This is a genomic window from Alteromonas sp. AWQ4_252 (genome assembly GCF_056158205.1).
In genome coordinates this window covers 638583-661257 of record NZ_JBSWSV010000001.1, presented here as the reverse complement: position 1 = coordinate 661257, position 22675 = coordinate 638583, and the positions used below count along the sequence as shown (strand labels likewise).

Genomic DNA, 22675 nt, shown 5'->3' with positions numbered 1-22675 from the left:
CTTTGCACGTAAAAAGTGGGTAGCAAGCAAGCATTTTGCAAAGTAGAAAAGGTTTTTTAGCCTTTTTTATTGAAATTCGCCTGTGTTTGCTGTATAAAATGCGCCCTCTTATTTATCGTAATATCGTCAACTGACCCAGAAGACTTATTAGGTGGGATCGATTGGCGCGACAGTTTTGTAGTTCTGGAGACAAATACAATGTCAAGAGTATGCCAAGTTACTGGTAAGCGTCCAGCGGTTGGTAATAACCGTTCGCACGCGCGCAATGCGACTCGTCGTCGCTTTTTGCCAAACCTTCAATCTCACCGTTTTTGGGTTGAGAGCGAAAACCGTTTCGTTAAACTGCGTTTGTCTGCTAAAGGCATGCGTATTATCGACAAAAAGGGTATCGATTCAGTATTAACTGACATGCGTGCCCGTGGTGAGAAAATCTAAGGAAGCCGACAATGCGTGATAAAATTAAATTAGTTTCTTCAGCAGGTACTGGTTTCTTCTACACCACTGACAAGAACAAGCGTAACATGCCTGGCAAAATGGAGATCAAAAAATATGATCCCGTTGTGCGTAAGCACGTTATGTTCAAAGAGGCAAAAATCAAGTAATAAAACTTGCTTTTGTCTCCACGAAAACCCAGCTTATGCTGGGTTTTTTGCGTTTATGCTTGCCTGGGTTTATCTTGACACCAGCTTTTCTCATAAAGTGTATTAATAACAGTATTAATCGGTAAAGTGAGTGAAATTATGGCTTTGATGTCTCAACGCGCAATGAATAACGTGGTGATATTTGCCATGTTGATCATGATTGCGTTGTTCAATATTGATCAGTTTCTCCCGGCTGAATCGCCTTCTGTTATCAGACCCCTTTTACCTGAAAACGCCCATGTACTCAAAGTCGAACAGGGTGAGAGTCAGTTGGTGCGAAGTGGGAGAGGTTGGCGACAGATCACCGTAGATGGAGAAATAGACGTTACACCGGAGGAGCAAATTACCGCATGGCGCGAAGGTAAGTTGTCGTCTACTAACGATCCTGCAGGGCTCAATGGGGAACCGCTGGTGGCTGTTGTCTGGCTTGCCGGGCAGTCAGACGGGCAGGTATATGCTTTTTATCCCGTAGAAGGCACTACGTATGTGAGAGTTGAAAATACCTGGTATACATTAGCCAACACAACGCTAACGGCATTATTGCCCTGGTATCAATGACAACGGAGACAGCATGCCTGAGTTACCTGAAGTTGAGGTAAGCCGGCTGGGGATCACGCCCTGGTTGCAAGATCAAACCATTACTAACATTATCGTGCGTGATAGTCGCTTGCGCTGGCCAGTTCCAGAGGCGCTACAACAAGCGTGTGGACAAACAATTAAGCACATTCGGCGACGGGCCAAGTACTTGCTTATTAATGTAGGCACGGGCGATATTGTCCTGCACTTGGGAATGTCGGGTAAGCTTCGGGTGATTGACGCCACGCATCCACCGGTGAAACACGACCACATTGATATTGTGCTAAGTAATGGAAAGTGTTTGCGCTATAACGACCCAAGACGTTTTGGTGCTTGCTTATGGCAACCTGACAATACACTGCTGCCTCTGCTGTCTAAATTGGGGCCAGAGCCTCTTACAGACGATTTCACTTCAGAACGCCTCACTGCCCTGGCGAAAGGCCGCAAAAGCCCGGTAAAGACTTTTATCATGGATAACGATGTGGTTGTTGGTGTCGGGAACATCTACGCCAATGAAGCTTTGTTTATGGCTGGTATTGACCCAAGACGGGCAGCCGGTCGGGTGAGTGCCAAGCGCTATGCTGCGCTTACTCAAACTATTAAAACGGTTCTGGAAAAGGCCATCGCCCAGGGGGGGACTACGTTAAAAGATTTCGCCCAAAGTGATGGGAATCCTGGCTATTTTGCACAGCACCTTCGGGTGTACGGCAGAGCCGGTGAGCCTTGCGAAGTGTGCGAAACGGAAATAAAAAGTGTAGTAATAGGGCAAAGAAACACGTTTTTTTGCCCTGAATGTCAGCGCTAGCTTCACTTTAAAACTAGGTTGAGAGTGGAGCGTCACCGTGAAAGCGCTGCATCAGTGCTCGCTCTACCACAGCCGGGCAAAATCCGCTCACATCACCTTTATGCAGAGCGACTTCTTTCACCAAGGTAGAAGAGATAAATGAATTCTCCTCGGCTGGGGTAAGAAAAACACTCTCTAACTTAGGATTCAAATGGCGATTCATATTGGCCAACTGAAATTCGTACTCAAAATCAGAGACGGCTCTTAGCCCCCTAATCAAAATTGTCGCGTTAATTTCATCTGCAAAAGACGCGAGCAGGCCAGTAAACCCTCGTACTTCAACGTTGGGTAAATCATGGGTGACCTCGCGAATCATCTCCACGCGTTCATCTAGCGTAAACAACGGCTTCTTACTGGGATTAGAGGCAATAGCTACGATCACATGGGAGAACATCTGTGATGCTCGCTCAATGAGATCGGCATGTCCGTTAGTTATAGGGTCAAATGTACCCGGATAAATTGCTCTAGAGTGCATAGTGTGCTTTCTTGTGTTTGTTTCAGGTAGAACACTACCGTATTCTTGCAGGGATCAACAGCTATTCCCCTCGAAGGCCAGCTAAAAAGGCGGTCCAATCGGTTTCTTTCCAATGAAAAGATGAAACTTTCCCTTGCTCTTTTTCCAACGAGCGGCGGAAGCGATCGATATTTCGCTGCTTCCACTTATCACCTGTGCGAAACTCGCAGCGGTCAAAATCAATAATCCAGATATTTTGCTCCCCGTCTATCATAATATTTCGCACGTTTAGGTCGTGGTGAAATACGCCGGCAGACTGCATCTTTTTTACTGCTTTACCCACCGCTTTCCACAATGCCGCCGACAGTGGCTGTCGGCAGAGTACCGCATGTAAATCGTCACTTTTGGGAATGAGCGACGTAATGAGATCGCCGCGATAAATCAGCCCACGACGCTCCACATGAACAGCAACGGGCTGCGGAACGTGCAAACCTTGTTGCACCATAGCGTTAAGCAATCGAAATTCCATAAATGGGCGGGTATTTTCCAAACCGGCAAATACGTATTGGTCAGATAAAATCTTTCCGGGTAATCCGCCGCGTTTGTAATGCCTTAACACCAGATCCTGGCTGCCATTGCGCACAAAAAGTGTTGTGCCTCGACCTTGTGCCTGGCCGATAACCGCGTTCTGACGCCGCCAGAATTCTGGTGAAAACCACTCAAGAGTAACGTCAGGAAACTTATCTTCAGTAATGAGAAGATGGTGGTGAGTGTTAATGGAAACCTGTTTAATCGTCATGGTTCCGAGTATTTATGGTAAATTAGCCATTGTAATGAAAATTACACAGTTTTCAGCATTTAGAGGTGTGCATTGAAGAAAAAGATTTGTTTGATGAGGCTATCTGCCATAGGCGACGTTTGCCATGCGGCAGCGCTGGTGCATCGGATAAAAAGCCATTGGCCGGACGCAGAGATTACCTGGGTCATTGGAAAAATAGAGTATCAACTATTAAAAAGTATGACAGGTGTCCGATTTATCGTGTTTGATAAAAAGCAGGGTAAGCAGGCTGTTAAAGATCTTCGTCATGCCCTGAAAGACGAATATTTTGATGCCCTGTTGATGATGCAGGTAGCATTGCGGGCAAACCTCGCTTCGCGAGTGATCAAAGCCAGAGAGCGCATAGGTTTTGATTGGGCGAGAAGCAAAGAATTGCATTGGTTATTTGCAAATAAACGGGTAAATCCGGCCACAGGTATGCATGTATTAGATGGTTTCATGGATTTCGGCGATGCGCTGGGTTTGCCTGCGCAAACGCCACAATGGGATATACCCGTTCCACAAGACGCCTGTATTATGGCCTCAGCCCTGAAACAGGAAATAGGGCCGTTTGTGGTGATCAGTCCGGCGGCCAGTAAAGCTGAACGAAATTGGTTACCAGAGCGCTACGCCCAAGTTGCTGATCACATAAAACAAAAAGGCTTCGCCGTTGTACTTACAGGCGGGCCAGGCCCTCTTGACCAAACGCTGTCGGCGTCCATTCAGCAGCACACTAACTCGGTAACCCGCGATCTCGTCGGGAAAACGTCATTGCAGGAAATGCTGGCGGTATTGGCTGAAGCAAATCTGGTTATTGCGCCAGACACGGGGCCTGCCCATATGGCGACAGTAGTTGGAACACCGGTAATTGGTCTGTATGCACATTCCAACCCGCGTCGAACCGGGCCTTACAATAATCTCGACAACGTGGTGTCGGTTTATGATACGTGTATTGCTGAACAAACGGGGAAATCCTGGGATGTATTACCGTGGGGAACCCGGGCGAAAGGCAGCACCCTTATGTCAAAAATATCAACTACTGACGTAATGGAAATGGTTGACCAGTTATTATAGAACTACTACTCTGCCAATATAATGAAAGATTTAATAGCAAAATTGGCCTGATTTTCTACACTTATCGTAAAGATCTTTCGTATGGGCACGTTTCTTTAAGGATTGAGGTGTTTTTTGGTCAGGTTCACCTGGTTTACTTTCAGGAGAGGATGGAGCGTGCAATGTCTGCAAGCGCTTGCCCTCTGCTGCATCCTTATCACATCATCAGTTACTAATGCCCAACAGAATGCAAAAGTCGTTGTAAACAACGACGTGAACGTCACCTCCTTGGCACGCTCTGAGGTTCGGGAAATTTTCACATCACGAAAACAATACTGGAGCGGCGGGTCTAAAATCACCGTTTTTGTTCTTGATTCAGATACACCCGCTCATCAGGCTTTTTGCCGACAAGTTTTAAACATGTTTCCGTATCAACTCGACAGGCTGTGGAATCAAATTATCTATTCGGGGCAGGGTGAGCGGCCTAAAACCGTTGAATCTGAATCTGCGCTTATAAACGCCGTCGCATCGACTCCTGGGGCCATAGGTTACATCTATGACGAAGCCACTTCAGTAAATGTTCACGAGGTCGTTATACCATGAATGTTAACGCACCACTGATTTTCAGTTTTCTTATATGCATAACGCCGGCAGCCATGGCGGAATCTTACTTTAGCTGGCATGGGTTTATTGCTCAGGGGGTCAATCAGTCTATCGACAGCGATTTTATTACTGAAAGCAATGACATCAACTTCGATCTCACAGAAATCGGTATCAACATGCGATACGATATCAACGCTTCATTAGCGGTTGTGGGTCAGGCGGTATATCTCAATGGGGGCAATCGCTATGAAGAGGGCAGTAGGGTGGACTATCTTTTTGTTGACCTTACCTTACCAGAAATCGGAGGCTGGAATGTTAACGCCCATTTGGGCCGTTTCAAGAGTCCACACTGGCTTTATTCCGCTACCCGCGATGTCCCGCAAACGCGGCCAACAATCGTGTTGCCCCAATCAATATACTTTGACAACTTCAGAGATATTGCGCTGGGAAGTGACGGCCTTTTATTACAAGCAAACCGATCATCAGAGAACGGCAACTTCCGTTTTAACTGGAGCTACGGCAAAGCGCCCTTAAGCAATTATTTAACTAAAGCCCTGCTTGGACAGTTTACTCAAGGCGATATAGAGCAAGATTTTGTTCATCAAGTGAGTGTATTCTGGCAACCACAGTCACTTAACTGGCAAATCGGCGCAAGTTGGTTAGATTCTGACTTTTCTTACAATGCATCGCCAAACGAAACGCTGGTCGATGGGGGCCGTTCAGTACAGCTTTACACGGTTTCAGCAGTGTATTATGCCGAAAATTGGGAATTTACTACCGAACTGCAGCGCAGCCATAAACTGGATTTTGGTGGCTATTCGCCTGATTACTATGTCGATCAATACAGCGAAGGGGGTTATGGGCAATTGCGTTACATGTTTAATCCGAAATATAGCGCAGTACTCGGGTACGATTTCTTTTTTGCTGATCGCGATGACCGCGATGGTGAAGCGTTGGAAACCAGAAGCGCCGGGGTTATTCCAAGCTACTTCGGCTATATGAAGACGACTACACTTGGACTTCAGTGGAATCTTAACCCAAACTGGCGGATTCAGGCCGAACACCATTGGGTGAAAGGCGCTGGCCGATTAACCAGTATACCAAGTCCACAAAATCAACCCAATACCGAAGAGAGCTGGCGCATGTGGGCAGTTCAGGTTATGCATTGGTTCTAGTATGAAAGTAAAGGTTTCAGTCACAACCAAATTACTTGCCGTTGTATCGGTAATGATGCTAACCGTCACCATTGTTATCGCCGCAATGCTCATTACTGAGTCGCAAAACAATATCGAGCAGCAACACCAAGATTTTCAGTTAAAAAACCAACGTCAACTGTCGCTAATGGAGGAACTACTGACCGTTCGGTTACTGGTGTGGGGAGAAACCTTTTCTCGTTGGGGGGGAACTGAAACCTTGTCTGAGAGCGAACTTGCCGTGGCATTGGAAGAATCTCAAGAGTCGCTGTCGATGAGTTTGCAAGTTAGCGATATGTGGTTGTTTGGCCCCGAAGGGCAACTACTTATAGGCGAATCTAATGCCATGCCCTCCTTCGTGCCAACGATGGAAGCTCAAACCCGTATCAGTATGCGGCCACAAGACAACTTGCTGTGTACAGGGAGCTGTTTTCGCTATTTGTCAGTTCCCATTATGATAGACGGGCAACGGCTGGCCGTGTTGGTACTTAGCTCAAATTTTGGTGAATTATTGGCAGCACTATCACAGTTTTCCAGCGCCTATAAAATTGCGGTCGTAGAAAGTGTTGAAAGCAATAATGGTGATTTCTCGTTTAATATCGTTAGTCGCTTATCCGAAAGCAACGCAAAGTTGCTGAACAATTTATTGGCGGATATTCCCAGAGGCACCACTGCACAGGATATGGTTGAAAAGGGGGTGCTACAAACGTTGGGTAACCAGGATTTATTGCTAAGTTTACTGCCCATTACTGCATCGAACGGCGGTAAATACGCGATTTTATTTGTACGAGATATTTCAGATCGCGTTGCCTCGGTTGAAGAATACCAGAATATGGTAATTGGTACTGCGGTGAGTATCTTCCTGTTATTTACCATTGTTCTACTTATACTCATTCAGCAGTATCGTCGCAAACTTATCCAGCTAACTGAGCAATTGCCGTTGCTGGCAGAGCACCGATATAAAGAATTTACCTTAGGTCATAGGCGACACCGTCAATGGAAAGATAAAACCTTCCCTGACGAATTGGACCTATTAGAAGAAACAGCCAGAAATGTGGCAAAACGGCTTGAGGTACAAGACTCCAAGCTGGCTGCGTCTAACGCACAGTTAGAGAATATGTCGATGTTTGACGGCCTGACTGGCCTGCCGAATCGCACCATGATGACTTTTCAAATAGAGAAGCAAATTTCCGTCGCCACAAAGAGTAGCGGTCTCGCGGCTGTGCTGTTTTTAGATTTAGATGACTTTAAAAAAGTGAATGACAGCCATGGTCACGACGTTGGCGATAAACTGCTGTCAGCAGCGGCAGAACGTCTGGTAAACGCCGTGGGCGACAAGCATGTGGTGGCGCGGTTCGGGGGTGATGAGTTCGTCGTGTTGTTGAACGATGCGAAAGACAAAGCGCATGTGGAAGGCATTGCGCAGTCGGTGCTAGATGTATTTAACCGACCAATTCAAATCGACAGTATGCCGTTTTATATTTCTACCAGTGTGGGTGTGGCTATGACCAGCCAGCCCGATATACAAGCCGTTGAATTGCTTCGTCATGCCGATATTGCAATGTATGAAGCGAAAGCACAAAAAGGCGCTTCATTTAAATTGTACGATGCTTCCATGAATGTGAAGGTAATGCGTAAAGTTGAGCTTGAGCAAGAAGCGCGGGTGGCCTTGAGAGAGAACCAGTTCAGCCTGGCATTGCAGCCACAAATTGATATTCAAACGAATAAGGTAACAGGCTTTGAGGCTCTGATTCGGTGGCGTCATCCCGTTAAGGGGCCAATCTCTCCAGGTGAATTTATTCCCCTGCTGGAAAGCACCCCCTTTATGATGGAGTTGGATTACTGGGTAATGACACGATCATTACGTATCTTAAATGAGTTGAGTACTAGTGGCTATCCAGACATTAAGATGGCCATAAACGTATCGGCTGCGCAGTTCTCAGACCCAACTCTGCCCCACTTTTTGAGCCAGCAACTTTCATTTTATGAACTGGCGCCGGAAAAAGTTGAGCTAGAACTTACCGAAACCGCATTAGTTTCAGACATTAACTCTGCTATTGATGTGTGTAAAGCTTTGCAAGATATGGGGTGTCTAGTGGCCATCGACGACTTCGGCACCGGATATTCTTCGCTGAGCTACTTAAAGTCGTTGCCTGTAGATTATATTAAGATCGATCAAAGTTTTATTAGCGGTATGTTAGAAAATGCCGATGACAAGAACATCGTTCAGTCTACGATTTCACTGGTTCGCAGTTTAGGGCGAACGGTGATAGCTGAGGGCGTTGAAACGCCGGAACAGCTTGCTCAACTGGGTGCTTTCCACTGCCATCAGGCGCAAGGGTATCTGATTAGTGCGCCCATTCCTGAAGCTGAACTGTGGCAACGACTGGAAGAGCAAGTTGTAGACGGATGTTGGCAAATGAGTGACAAAGTCAGCAGTTCTTTAACTCAGCATCAGTTTGAGTTTTAAGTATGGCTTAGCTTAGCCGCATGGGTGTGGCTAGTTATTTACACCTGACAAAAAAGGTTTTTGTTTCATTTCTGGTAAACAGTGTACCCATCAATTCCTATTCTTTAGAATACGCACTTTCTACGGCGGAGAAAGACATGTCTGAATCATTTTTAACGCATCTACGTGGTCAAATCGACACAGTCAAGCAGGAAGGCTTGTATAAAAGTGAGCGGGTAATTACCTCTCAACAGCAGGCAGATATTGCCGTTGGTACGGGCAACGATGTTGTAAACTTCTGTGCGAACAACTATTTGGGGCTGGCTAATCACGACGACCTTATTGCTGCTGCAAAAGCCGGCTTAGACTCTCACGGTTTCGGAATGGCTTCTGTACGGTTTATTTGTGGAACACAGGATATTCACAAACAGCTGGAAGAAAAAATCAGCGAGTTTTTGGGTACCCAAGACACTATTCTTTATCCATCCTGTTTTGATGCAAACGGCGGGTTATTCGAAACCCTGCTGGGTCCGGAAGACGCCATAATTTCAGACGCGCTAAATCACGCCAGTATTATTGACGGCGTTCGGTTGAGCAAGGCTAAACGCTATCGTTACGCAAACAACGATATGAAAGCCCTTGAAGCCCAGTTGCAACAAGCGGTAGCCGATGGTGCGCGGTTTAAAATTATTGCCACTGACGGTGTGTTTTCCATGGATGGGGTAATTGCAAACCTAAAAGGTGTGTGTGATCTGGCCGACAAATACGATGCTATGGTGATGGTTGACGACTGTCACGCTACCGGTTTTCTGGGCGATAATGGCCGGGGAAGTCACGAATACTGTGATGTGATGGGGCGGGTGGATATTATCACTGGCACTCTCGGTAAAGCGCTTGGAGGAGCATCAGGTGGCTACACATCGGGTAAGAAAGAAGTGGTAGAATGGCTGCGTCAGCGTTCGCGGCCATATTTGTTCTCTAATTCTGTCGCGCCTCCCATTGTTTCTGCGTCTCTTAAAGTGTTCGATATGATGGCCAATGGTCATGCACTGCGAGAGCAATTGTGGCGCAATGCTGCCCATTTCCGCAGTCGAATGGAAGCCGCTGGTTTTACACTGGCAGGCAAAGACCACCCTATTATTCCGGTGATGCTTGGCGATGCTCGCCTGGCGAGCGAGATGGCAGATAAACTGCTGGAGAAAGGCATCTATGTTATTGGCTTTTCTTATCCTGTGGTGCCTAAAGGACAGGCCCGTATTCGCACGCAAATGTCAGCGGGTCACACACTGGAACACGTCGATAAAGCCGTTGATGCATTTATTGAAGTTGGTCGGACTCTTGGAGTTATTCAATGAAATCATTGGTAAAAGCATATCGAGAGAAAGGTATTTGGCTACAGGATTCCCCTAAGCCTGAGGTAGGCCACAATGATCTACTCATAAAAATTCGCAAGACGGCGATTTGTGGTACCGACATGCATATTTACAACTGGGACGAATGGTCACAGAAGACCATTCCTGTACCTATGGTAGTAGGTCATGAGTACGTAGGTGAAGTGGTTGGTATGGGTCAGGAGGTGGCCGGTTTTGCCCTTGGTGACAGGGTGTCCGGAGAAGGCCATATTACCTGCGGGCATTGTCGCAACTGCCGTGCAGGGCGACGCCATTTATGTCGAAACACCGAAGGTGTGGGGGTAAATCGTCCAGGCGCGTTTGCTGAATACCTGGTTATTCCGGCCTTTAATGCGTTCAAGATCCCGAATAACATTTCTGACGATCTGGCAGCCATATTCGACCCATTTGGCAACGCCGTCCATACAGCGCTTTCTTTCGACCTGGTGGGTGAAGACGTATTGATAACCGGGGCAGGTCCCATTGGTATCATGGCAGCCGCTGTCGCCAAGCACGTTGGTGCCAGACATGTGGTGATCACAGACATTAACCCTTACCGCTTACATCTGGCCGAAAAAATGGGGGCTAGTCGCGCTGTCAATGTGGCAACTACTTCACTGGATGACGTCATGAAAGAGCTCGGTATGTCTGAAGGGTTTGATGTTGGATTGGAGATGTCCGGGGTTCCCGTGGCATTTCGGGATATGCTCGACAAGATGAATAATGGCGGAAAGGTTGCTATGCTGGGTATACCGCCGACGGATGTCGCGGTAGACTGGAACCAGGTTATTTTTAAAGGCCTTACTATAAAAGGTATTTATGGTCGGGAAATGTTTGAAACCTGGTATAAAATGGCCAGTCTGATCCAAAGCGGGCTGGATTTAACACCAATAATCACCCATCAGTTTTCCATTGAAGACTTTCAGCAAGGCTTTGATACTATGGGCTCAGGGGAATCCGGTAAAGTTATTTTAAATTGGTAGTGAACATGTCTGTATTTCAGCATATTAGTATTCAGGACGCCGCCGAGAAACTCGACACGTTTTCGGTGGTAGATATTCGCGATCCCCAGTCTTTCGCCAACGGTCATATGCCCGATGCACTAAACTTAAATAATGATAATTTCGCAGCGTTTCTCGATAACACACCGAAAAATACACCTGTACTAGTGGTGTGTTATCACGGCGTTAGCAGCCAGCAGGCTGCTAATGTGATTGCCAATCAGGGCTATGATAACGTATTCAGTATGGACGGTGGCTTCGAAGCCTGGAAACTTAACTATACCGTGGTGACAGATCAAGCGTGAGTAAACCGCTAATTGCAATCAGTAACGAGGGGTATGCACATCTCCTCGCCAATTATCTTACAAGTCAGTCGCTACCTGCACGTGTGCAGCCTCACCCCGACAACGACGACTACGTGGTTATACTGCAAAACCCTTCCGACGTGGAAAGGGCGTTACCTATTTGCGAAGCCTTTCTCAAGCACCCTGGTGATCCTAAATATCAACAAGCGGCCTGGGAATCGGGGGAGCATGTGGAGTTACATCCAGGCAAACCGAGTAATTTAAGCATTGCTAACTTGGTCGGTTGGGCAAGAACGGCCCCTTTTACTGCTGCCATACTCTTTATTTGTACTGCTGTATTTGTATTGTCTTATTTGGGGTTGTTCAATGTATTGGGTAGTTATCTGCGTATGCTTCCCTTAAGCGCCGTTGTGTCTTCCCATGAATACTGGCGATTAATAACGCCCGCGTTTCTTCATTTCAGCGCCTTACACTTTGTTTTTAATGTGTTGTGGTGGAGCATGATAGGCGCTCAAATTGAACGAGTGTTAGGACTGAGCATGATCCTGCTCGTGTTTGTTGTTTCAGCCATAACATCTAACGTGGCCCAGGTTTTAGTCAGTGGCCCGGCGTTTGGCGGGCTTTCAGGTGTTGTATACGCCGTGTTGGGGTTCGTTTGGTGGTTGGGCTGGTTAAAACCGGCTTGGGGGCTGTCTATTCCGCGGCCAGTTATCGGCTTTATGTTGGTGTGGTTGGTGTTGGGCTATACAGATATACTGTGGGTAAATATGGCCAACACAGCACATACAGTTGGCCTGATAAGCGGTTGTGCTCTGGCAGCCTTATTAGCACTGGGAGACAACCGCAGAAAGCAAGCTTAACCGTGATAGAGGTATTTGGTAAAGATAACGTCTTTCACGATGGTGGCGCCAGTTTCTTTGCGCATGTGATCTTGTAACGCTTTAAGAATAGCGAGTCTTATATCTTCCCGGCCAGTTAAAGATTTCACTTTGTCTTCTGGCTGTTGCCCAAAAATTTCGATAGTTGTGGCGCGAAGTAATGGCATATGGTGTTCCGCAATTTCAAGCACATCGACACTGTCTATCATAAGTTCGACTGAAACGTGAACATAGCCGATTTTCTTTGCAGACGGCCCGATATAGTTGGTAACAATATCAGGTTCCAGCCCAAGATAAGCAAAGCTGGGTGGTTCCTGCGCCTGAGTGTGAAAACTAAGGGCACTACTTAGTATCAGGGAAACGAAGGCGGCAACGTGCAGGGATAACTTTTTCATAAAACCACGCTAGTAATAGCAATAAAATAAACCGGTTGATGGTTGAAGAGTTTAGCAAAGACCATAAAATAAACACGGAAAAATCAGCTTTTAAGGGTATGTATCAATACGCTTTTGAGCCTTTGCTAATACCAATGCTAAGATACGGCTCTGTTTTTGTAAGGTGAATTAGCCTTTGGATGTAAATCTTCAATTTCCCGTGGGATTAAATACCACATGGCAAATACCAGCAGCCGTTGATGGCATATCTCAAACTGTGGCGTCCTGGTTACTGGATACCGGGTCGTTAACCGAGCGGGTGCAGGCCAATACAGCGTCATTTTCATTGCAGGTAGTTGGGGAGGGCAAAGTGCCACTCCATAACAATGAAAGCCAGATGTTAAAAGGAAGCGCAGAGCAGTACCAGGTACGAGAAGTTTTACTTGAAGCCGCCGGGACCCCATGGGTTTTCGCCAGAAGTGTTCTGCCCGAGGCGTTGGTGAACAGTGAGTTTCGAGCACTTGGCTCTGAGCCTTTAGGCAAACGACTATTCAACGATAAACGTTTTGTTCGGGGTGAATTCGAAGTGTGTCAGGTGTCGCTTCCCCCGTTATCAACGGCAGAAGTGCCCATTCTCTGGGGGCGCCGTTCATGCTTTACATTTCAGTCTTACACCATGCTGGTGGCTGAGGTATTCTTACCCGCGTCACCTTTGTATTAAATTTGGGGTCTTAACATGTCTCTGGCGTTGTCGTTATCAAACTGGCCGGCCTACGTGCAGCTTACCCGGCTGGACAAACCCATCGGCATTTATCTGTTACTCTGGCCTACGGTCTGGGCGCTGGTAATAGCCGCAGATGGCGTACCAGATTTGTGGGTCACTACGGTATTTATAGCCGGAGTAGTGCTCATGCGCTCGGCCGGCTGCATCATTAACGATTATGCCGATCGCAAAGTAGACGGCAATGTCAAGCGAACGGCCCAGCGTCCGTTGGTAAGTGGTGCGGTTTCAGAGAAAGAAGCGCTACAACTTTTTGCGCTACTGGTGCTGATTTCCTTTGTGCTTGTGCTCACCCTCAACTGGCAAACCATTGCGTTGTCGGTGGTGGCTTTAGCGCTAGCGGCTTGCTACCCGTTTATGAAGCGATATACCCATATGCCACAAGCTGTGCTTGGCGCTGCTTTTGGCTGGGCTATTCCCATGGCATTTGCTGCCGTAAATGGCAATGTGCCACTTGTAGGGTGGTTGTTGTTTGCGGCAAACCTCGCCTGGACCATTGCTTATGATACCTACTACGCCATGGTCGACAGAGATGATGATTTAAAAGTGGGAATAAAGTCTTCAGCCATTCTGTTTGGCCCACAAGACCGGGTCATTATTGGTCTTTTGCAGGCAATTACATTACTGCTGCTCACAACAATTGCCTTTATGATGAATTACCACTGGCCGGTGTATTTCGGTATTTTGGTGTCGGCAATCTTGTTTGCGATCCAGGCTTATGAAACCCGACACAGAGACCGCATGGCCTGCTTCAAAGCCTTTCTGGATAATCACTACGTGGGGTTGGTGATTGCGGTGGGGCTACTTGTCGACCGAATCGCGCTGGCGGGGAACTAATCCCGCCTAGCTAGCCTGAAAGAGCTGGCAAGAAAGTGAGTGCTTACTGTTTCTCTTCCAGCTGCGCTTCTAAAGCGGTAATACGCGCTTCCATTGCCTCTAATTTTTCTCTGGTACGAATGAGCACCTGGCTTTGAATATCAAATTCTTCTCTGCTAACTAAATCGAGTTTACTTAACTGAGACTGCAATACTTGTTTCACCCGCGTTTCAGCACCCTCAGCCATGGAGCGAACACCGGGCGGTACTGCGTCAGAAATTTGTTTGGCGATTTCTTCGAGTTTTTTCGGATCAAGCATAGTATTTCCTTTATAATGCGCGTCAACGCGACAGGTTGCTTTGTATTGTAAATAGATAAGACGTACATGCAACGAAAACCGTCTTTCTTCAAACTCGTTTAACTTTTCCCCGCAGCTTATGAAATTAAATGATGCACAACAATCTGCTGTGACATACGTTTCCGGCCCCTGTTTGGTTCTCGCCGGAGCCGGAAGTGGTAAAACCCGTGTCATAACCAACAAAATTGCCCATTTGGTGCGAGAGTGTGACTTGCCTGCAAGGCAGATAGCGGCAGTAACGTTTACCAATAAAGCTGCAAGGGAAATGAAAGAGCGGGTAGGGCAAACCCTAGGGAAACAAGAGGCCCGGGGATTGAAAGTGTGTACCTTCCACACACTGGGGCTCACCATTATTAAAGCCCACATCAAAGAGTTGGGGTTAAAACCCGGCTTTTCGTTGTTTGATGACAAAGACTCAGTAGCGCTGTTAAACGATCTTACCGCCGACACCATCGATGGCGATAAAGAGCAAATTCAACTGCTACAAAACTGTATCTCTAACTGGAAGAATGATTTGCTCTTGCCAGACGCCCTCAGCAGAAGCGCTACCAGTGCTGGCGAAAGAGACTTTGCAGAAGCATATCGTCAATATCAGAACCACTTGCGGGCATATAACGCGCTGGATTTTGACGATCTTATTCTTCTGCCGACGTTACTTTTGAAAACAAACGAAACCGTGCGCCTGAAGTGGCAAAGTAAAATACGCTACCTGTTGGTGGATGAATATCAGGATACCAACACAAGTCAGTACGAGTTGGTAAAACTGTTAGTGGGTGAACGTGCCCGGTTCACCGTGGTTGGCGATGATGATCAATCAATCTACTCCTGGCGGGGAGCAAGGCCGCAAAACTTGCACTTACTGCAAAAAGACTTTCCTCGCCTGAATGTGATCAAGCTGCAACAGAACTACCGGTCTTCTGGGCGTATTTTGCATTGTGCGAATATCCTTATCCAAAACAACCCTCACTTGTTCGACAAAACACTGTTTTCTGAAATGGGATACGGCGAACCGTTGCGGGTTATCACTGCGAAAAACGAAGAGCATGAAGCCGAGCGGGTGGTAGCTGAACTCATTGCACATAAATTCATGAATCGCACGAACTATAAAGACTATGCAATCTTGTATAGAGGGAACCACCAAAGCCGGTTGTTCGAGAAGCTGTTGATGAGTAACCGTATTCCTTACCGCATAAACGGGGGAATGTCGTTCTTTGGCCGCACCGAAGTTAAAGACATCATGGCTTATTTGCGGTTGTTGGTGAATCAGGATGACGATAATGCTTTCCTGCGGGTGGTGAATACGCCAGGCCGTGGAATAGGCAGGGCGACACTGGAAAAATTGGGCAATTTTGCTAATGAATTACGGGTGTCGTTGTTCGCTGCCGCCACTCACTCTGGTTTATCTGGGGTGTTACCCGAAGCCGCATATCAGCGTGTTGCAGGCTTTGGACGCTGGGTAGTTGAGACAGCGGATAATGTGAATCGCGGCGACAGCAAAGCGGTACTCAGAGATATGATCCGCTCTATGCAATACGAAGAATATCTTTACGAACACAGCCCCAGCCCGAAAGCCGCAGAAATGGCTATGGCAAACGTCAGTACTTTGTTTGGCTGGGTCACCGACATGCTCGAAGGCACTGATTTAGACGCCCCCATGACCATGCAGGAAGTGGTAAACCGCCTGATATTACGGGATATGATGGAGCGGGCAGAGGAAGACGGTGAGGCCGATCAGGTTCAACTAATGACCTTGCACGCATCTAAGGGCCTTGAATTCCCCATCGTGTTCTTAGTGGGCATGGAGGAAGGTCTGTTACCTCATCAAAGCAGTATTGACGAAGGAAATGTTGATGAAGAGCGCCGACTGGCGTATGTGGGCATTACCCGTGCACAACGAGAGCTAGTATTTAGCTTGGCAAAAGAGCGCCGTCAGTTTGGTGAAATCATTAACCCGGAACCGAGTCGGTTTTTGTTTGAACTTCCTGTTGACGATGTGGAGTGGGACGAGAAAAAAGCCAAGCCTTCTGCAGAAGAGCGCAAAAAAACCAATGAAGCCGGGCTAGCCAGCCTTAAAGCAATGCTTGGAAAAAGCTGATCACGCCAGCTTTCTGTGCTCCAGTGGCATGGGCTCGCTCAATACCTTGCCCTGACCATAGTGACAGTCGATTTCATTTAACGCGTCAAGCTGAGCTCTTGCATCGACGCCTTCGGCAATAACATCAAATTTCAGGTGGTCAGAAATTAACATTACCGACTGAATCAACTTCAGGTTGCGCTGAGAACGAGGCAGAGACTTAATGAACCTGTGATCGACTTTGATAAAATCGAAGGGGTAAGCAAACAAATAGCTCAACGACGCCAAGCCACTACCAAAGTTGTCGAGTACCAGTGTTATTCCCGCTCGCTTTAGTTTCTTAATAGCCGGCAAAATCACTTGTGAACGACGATTCAAATCGTTTTCATCAAACTCAAAAACCAGTGTATTCGGTGAGACATCGTTTGCCTGAATCAAATCAAGGATCTTCGTTACCAAAGAAGTCTGAAGTAAATGATTAATCGACACGTTTACCGCAATTTTCTTTATTTCGCCCTGACCATTCTGTGCTTTTACTATATCGCAGGCTTTTTGGAGTTGGAATAAATCCAGTTCCAGCGTTAAGCCACTTTGCTCGGCTATTTGGCGGAACTGCTCTCTGTTGACCTTGCCGTGAGTCGGATCCACCCAGCGTAAATACAGCTCGTGATACAGGCTATCTTTTTCACGCAAATCCATTACCGGCTGCAAAAAGCATTCAAACTCTTCATCTTTAAGCGCCCGGCGAAACTCGTTTTCCAGTTCGAGCTCTTCTAACAATCTGTCGCGCATAGACTTGTCGAACATAACGAAGCGACCACGCCCAAGAGTTTTGGCCTGATACATGGCGGCATCGGCGTCGCGCAATACTTCATCGGCGCTGCGATAGTAAGTCTCGATATGGGCGATACCAATACTCGCGCCAGAGTACATGTCTTTACCTTCCAGCACGAAGGGCTCTGAAATGGCTTGAATGATACGAAACGCAACATCTTCCACGTCTTCTGAATCTTCAAAATTATCCAGTAACACCACAAACTCATCGCCACCTAAGCGGGCCAGCAAATCATGACCGCGAATACAAAGTCCGATACGGCGAGATACTTCCACGAGAAATTCATCACCGGCATGATGGCCTAAGGTGTCATTAATGTTTTTAAAACGATCTAAATCGATAAACAGCACTGCGAAAAGGTTTTCCGGATGACGCTGTTTATTGGCAATGGCAAGCTCTAAACGGCTGGTAAACATGGCCCGGTTGGGGAGATCTGTGAGGCTGTCGTGGTGCGCATCGTGAATGAGCTTAAGCTCGATTTCTTTTCTCTCTTCTATTTGTTTTTTCAAATAGGAATTAATGCGATCGAGCTCTTTCGTTCGTTCTTTTACCCGCTGTTCCAACTGCTGGTTGTACTTGTGAATGGCTTCCGTATTGCGCTTTCTCTCCATGGCGGTGGCAATGTGTTGAGAGACGAACCGCAACAGCTCTAAATCGCGCCCGGTATACTTTGCTAACTTACCATAGGTTTGTACTGCAATAACTCCGTATACTTCGCCTTCTACCACCAGTGGCGACCCCAACCAGGAGTTAGCACTTGCTAACATGTCTTGAGCAATACTGACATCAAGTTCGCCAGATTCGGCAAGTTCAAGCACACGAGGCGGGTTTATTAGCTCCGTTTGACCGGTACGAAGTACAAACTCGGTTAATCCCAGGCTCAGTGGACGCCGTTCGATAGTGTCGTCATTGGTATCGTCGAAATAAGGGAAATCGATATATTCTTTACTGTCATCAAGGGTAGCAATATAACAGTTTGGGGCACTGATCAGGCGGGCCAGAATTTTGTGAATACTGGCATAGAAGGCATCCATGTTACCTTCCAAATTCGCTGCCAACTCGGAGATTTCATACAAGGCTTGCTGCAGCGTTTCTATTTTCTGGCGCTCGAGAATTTCTTCCTGTAATTCATCATTAATTTTGCGAAGTTGCCTGGTGCGATCGCGGATAGTCTTTTCTGTTAACTCCCGACTTTTAACCCTGTCTACAGTTGTTACAATATGGTGCGACACGAACAACAAAACTTCGAGGTCTTCCTCGGTGTAAGACACCGACTCATCGTAGGTTTGCACTACCATAGCACCAATAACCTGCGAACCCCGTTTAAGCGGCACACCCAGGAATTGGTGTGGTATTGCACCAACCATTTTCGCGCCAGTTCTAGCGGTAAAGCTTTCGCTGTCTTCGCCCTGCAAAACTACGTGGGCACCGGTGCGCAAAATATGGCCGGTGATTCCGTCCATGAGCGTTTCAGCAGGGATTTGTTTGATGGTTTGTTCGTCGTATTCGTCTACGAAATAGGCAAAGTTGATTACGTTGGCTTCTTTTTCATAAAACGCCACAAAGAAATTATCGGCGTTCATGAAATCACCAATAATTTCATGAATAGCGGGGTATAAACGGCTGAGGTTACTTACCGAGCTGGCTAGTTCAGATATATCGAAAAGCGCTTTCTGCACGCGCTCAGAACGTTTGTACTTTTCCGTAAGTTGCTGCAGTTGGGGAATGAGCTCTCTAAGCTCTTCTTCCGACAACTCATATTCCGTCGACCCTGAAGACATTATTTTTGCCGTTTTATTATTGTTCTGTTACCCGAAGTTAAATTACCCGATTTGTACTAAAAACGCCACTTTTTACGGGCAAATTTAGGGTAAGTGCAGAGAATATGGGTATCCGTATGAAGTTCAATACTCAGAAGCAAAATTGAAAAACTGCTTCTGAGTATCGGTAAAAATAACTAGATGCCTTCGATCATGTACTCTATAGCGGCTTTAATCTCGTCATCGCTACAGTTAGTACAAGTACCACGAGGTGGCATAGCATTAATGCCGTTGATTGCATTTTGCCAAACGCCATCAAGGCCTTTTTCGTCCAGACGAGGCTGCCAGTCGGCCGCAACTTGCAAACGAGGCGCGCCGAGTACACCAGAGCCGTGACAAGCAACACAAGCGCCGTTATACACTTCTTCACCAGAGCGCGCTGCGGAACCGCCTGCGTCAGCAGCGGATGCGCCTGCAATATGCAAAGACCCATAAGGTTTAATACGCTCAACGATTTCTTCGTTGGACATTTCTTGCGCGAATGTGGTGCTCATTCCCAGCGCAAACAAAGCTACACCTAACATTGCTTTTACTTTCACGTCTGTCTCCAGGCTACGGTCTTATATAATGATAATCGCCTGATTATAGCGGTTTAATTATTGCGAACAACATTTAGGCAACAAATACCTATAAAAAGTGTGTGAAATGTTGATTTGCATTATATCTAAACACTTACACACAAATAGGTTGAAGCCAGCTCAATGCATAAGTATTATAACGCTCCCGCTAAGGGCTGGTAACTTACATTGAGTTAATTCAGCATTAGCATTCTGTTACGCACCCGTAGCTCAGCTGGATAGAGCGTTGCCCTCCGGAGGCAAAGGTCATAGGTTCGAATCCTATCGGGTGCGCCATTTTTAAAGGGCTGTAGCCCGATTCTCTTCTTCTAAAAATTCCTTTTTTGAAATATGTAGCAAATGTGTAGCAGTAATTGCGCCTTGTTGTACCCAGAAGTAGACTAATACTCTATTACCTTAGCCATAGGAACCGCAATGGAACTCAGTATGCTGCTCGGAGAGCACTCGGACAAAATTATCAGTATTCTTAATAGAAGCTGGGAATTTGAAGAGGTCGTAGGGAATACATACGCGATAATAGCTGGCTTTGTTGCCATAGGTATACCACTAGCTATACAGGTAGCCCACACAATATCAGAGAAGTATGATAATCCATTTATTGTCAAAAGAGCGATGAGTGGAAAAATAATTACTCCTACAACGTTAATAGTAGCAACAATGATCTATATTGCTTCGACAATGCTATTCGACATGTTAAGCCAGAATTCAATACATGAAGAAAAAACGTTTTTTTTAATTGTCTTGGAGAAATTCGTTCTATTGCTGTTTCTTCTGATTTTACTATGGACTTCAGTTTTTTATATAAGGATGTATAGAAAAATTATTCAGCCTGCTCACCTTTTTCTTCCCGATTTATTGCAGATAAAAAATAAAAGAAAAATACCGCTAGCCAAATATGAAGAATTTTTGGCGGGATTGGAAGTGTTATCTTTTAAAGTTAAAACGAAATTAGAAGATGAAAATATTAGATCTTTATTGCCTCAGCTTCATAAATCCTTTTGTGGTAGGTATTTTGGTTCATCTAATCAACGATATGTTGTCGGGTTGGATAGTAAAGATATCGTTTACCTTAAAACATATTGGAGCTTTTTGCTAAATATTGTGAGAATTGTAAGAAAGGCCGGCGATACAGAGCTTTCATTTAGAACTCAGCGTAATTTGTCTTCCTATCTGAGCATTATTTTTCACAGTCCTTTATATGAAGAAATAGTTTCTGAAAGTTATTCAAGTGATACTGGAATTAATGTGAGGCAAGAACTTTATGAATTAGCTAGATGGCAAAGTAATCGTACAGATAAAGGCATTGATCTTGTTTTAGAATGTGAATGGCTATCTAGAATAAATGATTTTCGTCAGAATTTCGACCTTAGGTATAGTTCAAAAGGTATTTCTGAAGCGCTTGAAATAGCACAGAGTATTTTTCAGTTGGTTTGCAAAGAAAGGCCGGATAAGATAGCTGGTTTTTATAAAAACTTGATGGAAAGTTTACCATTTTGTCACGATATTCGCTTCTCCCTCCGTAATGATGGGAGTAAATTTTGGGCTTATCTTTATTTGCAAAAAATTGTTGAGGGTAATTACAAGTTAACAGATTCCGAGAAATGGATTAGTGAATTAAATTTGGTTGGCTCGTCGGAGATATATAAAAAGTATGGGGAGTATAAGGTTTCATCGCCATTCTCCGAAGCCGAGTTAGAGGAACTTATTTCTAGTTTCAATTATGCCCACCTATACGAGCATGCCTATAAGAATTCCGTAGAATTGCTTGTTTTACAAATGATGGGGGCAATGGTCTTTTGTAAAAGATTTGATGAGCTAAGATATTGTCTCAATTGGAGGCAACCAGATAGCGCAAATGCTAATTATGTAGGAGAGAATGTTTTCCCTGAAGACGTAGCGCAGCTTTTTGGCTTATTAAATAGAAATGAAGGGTACTATTCAGATAATGTTTTCTTCTATGACAGAGAAGGTTTAAAAGATTATGTTATTCAAGCAAGTGCTTTTGTTTTGTTATGGCTAAAGGAAAAAGCCAAAGGGAATATTATCATCCCTGGACTAAGCCCACAGGAATATAGCAAAAGCTTTTGCAATATCTTAACAAGCCTAAGCGAAGAAGTAATTGATATGGACCGTAGCTGTTTAGAGCTAGCTGATACGCTGAAGTCCAGGTCAAACACTTTAGAAAGGGCTAAAGACGCTAGTATTGATAAATTTGAAGAGGGAAAAGCGTATCTTAGAGAATATATTGGAAAGAATTATTTAAATCGGAGTGATGGTTTTTTGAGCTTATTTGAAATTGCTGGAACTAGTCGTGTGCTGGAACCTGAAGTTTTGATAAATAGAAGCGAATTTAAAAAGGGTCTTGCTAATTTTGATGGCTGCAGCATCTATATTTCGCTTGTCAGTCATATTTACTCTCACTTAAAGTCGAGCGCTACACAGGGCGAAATTTCCTCTGTGCAAAAGCACGAAAAAGCCATTTTCTTTTCTAAGGCGGAAACGTTATCTTCCTTAGGCTTTGAAAAATATAGCCATGAGCTAAGTTCAACTTCATATTGGTATCATCGTGAATTCTCGGGTTGGAAAGGGATACCCGTGACGGAGTCAGAAACAATAATAGTGAGGTCTGCAAGAGTATCCATTAAGGCTACCCAATTCGAATCTGGCTTTGGTGAATACCCTTTACTTTTTGTAATGACTCAAAAAACAGATTCTTTGATAGTAGAAACATACGCGTACTTTAAATTTTCAATTGAGGATGAGTCAATATTAATCGTTGAATCGACCAGACTTCTCTAGACACTTAATTGCTTTATAATTATGTGTACTAAGGA

At 45.6% G+C, this 22675-nt stretch carries 22 protein-coding genes and 1 tRNA gene; 17 read left to right on the top strand and 6 right to left on the bottom strand.

Translation table 11 applies throughout. The annotated features are described in order from the left end of the window. Positions 1 to 198 precede the first annotated feature (198 nt). From rpmB to mutM, 4 genes are all read left to right on the top strand, one after another. Positions 199 to 435 (top strand): 50S ribosomal protein L28, encoded by a 237-nt coding sequence (rpmB, locus tag ACXACM_RS02870; protein WP_474819669.1) that lies wholly within the window; start codon positions 199 to 201, stop codon positions 433 to 435. An 11-nt stretch (positions 436 to 446) separates the two neighbouring features. Continuing rightward, a complete protein-coding gene (gene rpmG / locus ACXACM_RS02865; protein WP_012516577.1) occupies positions 447 to 602 on the top strand; it encodes a 50S ribosomal protein L33 in 156 nt (51 codons plus the stop codon). Between the two features lie 138 nt (positions 603 to 740). Beyond that, a complete protein-coding gene (locus tag ACXACM_RS02860) occupies positions 741 to 1199 on the top strand; it encodes a hypothetical protein (protein ID WP_474819668.1) in 459 nt (152 codons plus the stop codon). 13 nt (positions 1200 to 1212) lie between these two features. After that, entirely contained in the window at positions 1213 to 2022 is an 810-nt protein-coding gene (gene mutM, locus ACXACM_RS02855) for a bifunctional DNA-formamidopyrimidine glycosylase/DNA-(apurinic or apyrimidinic site) lyase (RefSeq protein WP_474819666.1), read from the top strand. Positions 2023 to 2035: 13 nt separating this feature from the next. Here mutM and coaD read toward each other — a convergent pair whose 3' ends face one another. Both coaD and ACXACM_RS02845 read right to left on the bottom strand, forming a co-directional pair. Further along, entirely contained in the window at positions 2036 to 2536 is a 501-nt protein-coding gene (coaD, locus tag ACXACM_RS02850; protein WP_474819665.1) for a pantetheine-phosphate adenylyltransferase, read from the bottom strand. Positions 2537 to 2597: 61 nt separating this feature from the next. After that, on the bottom strand, positions 2598 to 3314 hold the full coding sequence (locus tag ACXACM_RS02845; protein WP_474819664.1) for a 3-deoxy-D-manno-octulosonic acid kinase: 717 nt from the start codon (positions 3312 to 3314) through the stop codon (positions 2598 to 2600). A 93-nt stretch (positions 3315 to 3407) separates the two neighbouring features. On the opposite strand from ACXACM_RS02845, the gene ACXACM_RS02840 reads away from it, so the two are divergent. From ACXACM_RS02840 to glpG, 8 genes are all read left to right on the top strand, one after another. After that, positions 3408 to 4406 carry a glycosyltransferase family 9 protein gene (locus ACXACM_RS02840; RefSeq protein ID WP_474819663.1) on the top strand — a complete coding sequence of 333 codons (999 nt, stop codon included), beginning with the start codon at positions 3408 to 3410 and terminating at the stop codon, positions 4404 to 4406. 156 nt (positions 4407 to 4562) lie between these two features. Beyond that, positions 4563 to 4988, top strand: a complete 426-nt coding sequence (locus tag ACXACM_RS02835) for a hypothetical protein (protein ID WP_474819661.1) — start codon at positions 4563 to 4565, stop codon at positions 4986 to 4988. After that, positions 4985 to 6163, top strand: a complete 1179-nt coding sequence (locus ACXACM_RS02830; protein ID WP_474819660.1) for a hypothetical protein — start codon at positions 4985 to 4987, stop codon at positions 6161 to 6163. Before ACXACM_RS02835 ends, ACXACM_RS02830 begins: the two co-directional genes overlap by 4 nt. A 1-nt stretch (position 6164) precedes the next feature. Next, positions 6165 to 8651: a putative bifunctional diguanylate cyclase/phosphodiesterase gene (locus tag ACXACM_RS02825; protein WP_474819658.1), complete on the top strand. Its 2487-nt coding sequence runs from the start codon at positions 6165 to 6167 to the stop codon at positions 8649 to 8651. Between the two features lie 137 nt (positions 8652 to 8788). Next, a complete protein-coding gene (gene kbl / locus ACXACM_RS02820; RefSeq protein ID WP_474819656.1) occupies positions 8789 to 9985 on the top strand; it encodes a glycine C-acetyltransferase in 1197 nt (398 codons plus the stop codon). Further along, entirely contained in the window at positions 9982 to 11004 is a 1023-nt protein-coding gene (gene tdh / locus ACXACM_RS02815; RefSeq protein WP_474819655.1) for an L-threonine 3-dehydrogenase, read from the top strand. Before kbl ends, tdh begins: the two co-directional genes overlap by 4 nt. Positions 11005 to 11009: 5 nt before the next feature. Beyond that, positions 11010 to 11327, top strand: a complete 318-nt coding sequence (glpE, locus tag ACXACM_RS02810) for a thiosulfate sulfurtransferase GlpE (protein ID WP_474819654.1) — start codon at positions 11010 to 11012, stop codon at positions 11325 to 11327. Continuing rightward, the gene (gene glpG / locus ACXACM_RS02805) at positions 11324 to 12187 is read left to right on the top strand and encodes a rhomboid family intramembrane serine protease GlpG (RefSeq protein ID WP_474819652.1); all 864 of its coding nucleotides are present in this window, start codon (positions 11324 to 11326) and stop codon (positions 12185 to 12187) included. Before glpE ends, glpG begins: the two co-directional genes overlap by 4 nt. Here the strand turns inward: glpG and ACXACM_RS02800 are convergent. Beyond that, complete coding sequence (locus ACXACM_RS02800) at positions 12184 to 12600, bottom strand: flagellar basal body-associated protein FliL (RefSeq protein ID WP_474819651.1); 417 nt, start codon at positions 12598 to 12600, stop codon at positions 12184 to 12186. The two genes, glpG and ACXACM_RS02800, sit on opposite strands and share 4 nt — an antisense overlap. Before the next feature lie 175 nt (positions 12601 to 12775). On the opposite strand from ACXACM_RS02800, the gene ACXACM_RS02795 reads away from it, so the two are divergent. Next, complete coding sequence (locus tag ACXACM_RS02795; protein WP_474819650.1) at positions 12776 to 13300, top strand: chorismate--pyruvate lyase family protein; 525 nt, start codon at positions 12776 to 12778, stop codon at positions 13298 to 13300. 15 nt (positions 13301 to 13315) lie between these two features. Further along, a complete protein-coding gene (ubiA, locus tag ACXACM_RS02790) occupies positions 13316 to 14197 on the top strand; it encodes a 4-hydroxybenzoate octaprenyltransferase (protein ID WP_474819649.1) in 882 nt (293 codons plus the stop codon). Positions 14198 to 14240: 43 nt separating this feature from the next. Here the strand turns inward: ubiA and ubiK are convergent, their stop codons facing one another. Further along, positions 14241 to 14495 carry a ubiquinone biosynthesis accessory factor UbiK gene (gene ubiK / locus ACXACM_RS02785; protein ID WP_474819647.1) on the bottom strand — a complete coding sequence of 85 codons (255 nt, stop codon included), beginning with the start codon at positions 14493 to 14495 and terminating at the stop codon, positions 14241 to 14243. 118 nt (positions 14496 to 14613) lie between these two features. Between ubiK and rep the strand changes: the two genes are divergently transcribed. Next, the gene (gene rep, locus ACXACM_RS02780) at positions 14614 to 16629 is read left to right on the top strand and encodes a DNA helicase Rep (protein WP_474819646.1); all 2016 of its coding nucleotides are present in this window, start codon (positions 14614 to 14616) and stop codon (positions 16627 to 16629) included. Here rep and ACXACM_RS02775 read toward each other — a convergent pair whose 3' ends face one another. Then, on the bottom strand, positions 16630 to 19224 hold the full coding sequence (locus tag ACXACM_RS02775) for a sensor domain-containing phosphodiesterase (protein ID WP_474819645.1): 2595 nt from the start codon (positions 19222 to 19224) through the stop codon (positions 16630 to 16632). Positions 19225 to 19400: 176 nt separating this feature from the next. Beyond that, a complete protein-coding gene (locus ACXACM_RS02770) occupies positions 19401 to 19802 on the bottom strand; it encodes a c-type cytochrome (RefSeq protein ID WP_474819643.1) in 402 nt (133 codons plus the stop codon). Positions 19803 to 20040: 238 nt separating this feature from the next. On the opposite strand from ACXACM_RS02770, the gene ACXACM_RS02765 reads away from it, so the two are divergent. Further along, positions 20041 to 20117 (top strand) — tRNA-Arg (locus ACXACM_RS02765). Positions 20118 to 20255: 138 nt separating this feature from the next. After that, positions 20256 to 22640, top strand: coding sequence for a hypothetical protein (locus ACXACM_RS02760; RefSeq protein WP_474819642.1), 2385 nt, complete (start codon positions 20256 to 20258; stop codon positions 22638 to 22640). Positions 22641 to 22675: the final 35 nt, after the last annotated feature.

Bases quoted from the DNA above. Each gene is read 5' to 3' on its own strand.
- ACXACM_RS02775 (WP_474819645.1), bottom strand. From the start codon at position 19,224: ATGTCTTCAGGGTCGACGGAATATGAGTTGTCGGAAGAAGAGCTTAGA.
- glpE (WP_474819654.1), top strand. From the start codon at position 11,010: ATGTCTGTATTTCAGCATATTAGTATTCAGGACGCCGCCGAGAAACTC.
- ACXACM_RS02800 (WP_474819651.1), bottom strand. From the start codon at position 12,600: ATGAAAAAGTTATCCCTGCACGTTGCCGCCTTCGTTTCCCTGATACTA.
- ACXACM_RS02840 (WP_474819663.1), top strand. From the start codon at position 3,408: ATGAGGCTATCTGCCATAGGCGACGTTTGCCATGCGGCAGCGCTGGTG.
- ubiK (WP_474819647.1), bottom strand. From the start codon at position 14,495: ATGCTTGATCCGAAAAAACTCGAAGAAATCGCCAAACAAATTTCTGAC.
- ubiA (WP_474819649.1), top strand. From the start codon at position 13,316: ATGTCTCTGGCGTTGTCGTTATCAAACTGGCCGGCCTACGTGCAGCTT.
- ACXACM_RS02830 (WP_474819660.1), top strand. From the start codon at position 4,985: ATGAATGTTAACGCACCACTGATTTTCAGTTTTCTTATATGCATAACG.
- mutM (WP_474819666.1), top strand. From the start codon at position 1,213: ATGCCTGAGTTACCTGAAGTTGAGGTAAGCCGGCTGGGGATCACGCCC.
- rpmG (WP_012516577.1), top strand. From the start codon at position 447: ATGCGTGATAAAATTAAATTAGTTTCTTCAGCAGGTACTGGTTTCTTC.
- ACXACM_RS02825 (WP_474819658.1), top strand. From the start codon at position 6,165: ATGAAAGTAAAGGTTTCAGTCACAACCAAATTACTTGCCGTTGTATCG.
- rep (WP_474819646.1), top strand. From the start codon at position 14,614: ATGAAATTAAATGATGCACAACAATCTGCTGTGACATACGTTTCCGGC.
- coaD (WP_474819665.1), bottom strand. From the start codon at position 2,536: ATGCACTCTAGAGCAATTTATCCGGGTACATTTGACCCTATAACTAAC.
- ACXACM_RS02760 (WP_474819642.1), top strand. From the start codon at position 20,256: ATGGAACTCAGTATGCTGCTCGGAGAGCACTCGGACAAAATTATCAGT.
- rpmB (WP_474819669.1), top strand. From the start codon at position 199: ATGTCAAGAGTATGCCAAGTTACTGGTAAGCGTCCAGCGGTTGGTAAT.
- ACXACM_RS02845 (WP_474819664.1), bottom strand. From the start codon at position 3,314: ATGACGATTAAACAGGTTTCCATTAACACTCACCACCATCTTCTCATT.
- tdh (WP_474819655.1), top strand. From the start codon at position 9,982: ATGAAATCATTGGTAAAAGCATATCGAGAGAAAGGTATTTGGCTACAG.
- ACXACM_RS02860 (WP_474819668.1), top strand. From the start codon at position 741: ATGGCTTTGATGTCTCAACGCGCAATGAATAACGTGGTGATATTTGCC.
- kbl (WP_474819656.1), top strand. From the start codon at position 8,789: ATGTCTGAATCATTTTTAACGCATCTACGTGGTCAAATCGACACAGTC.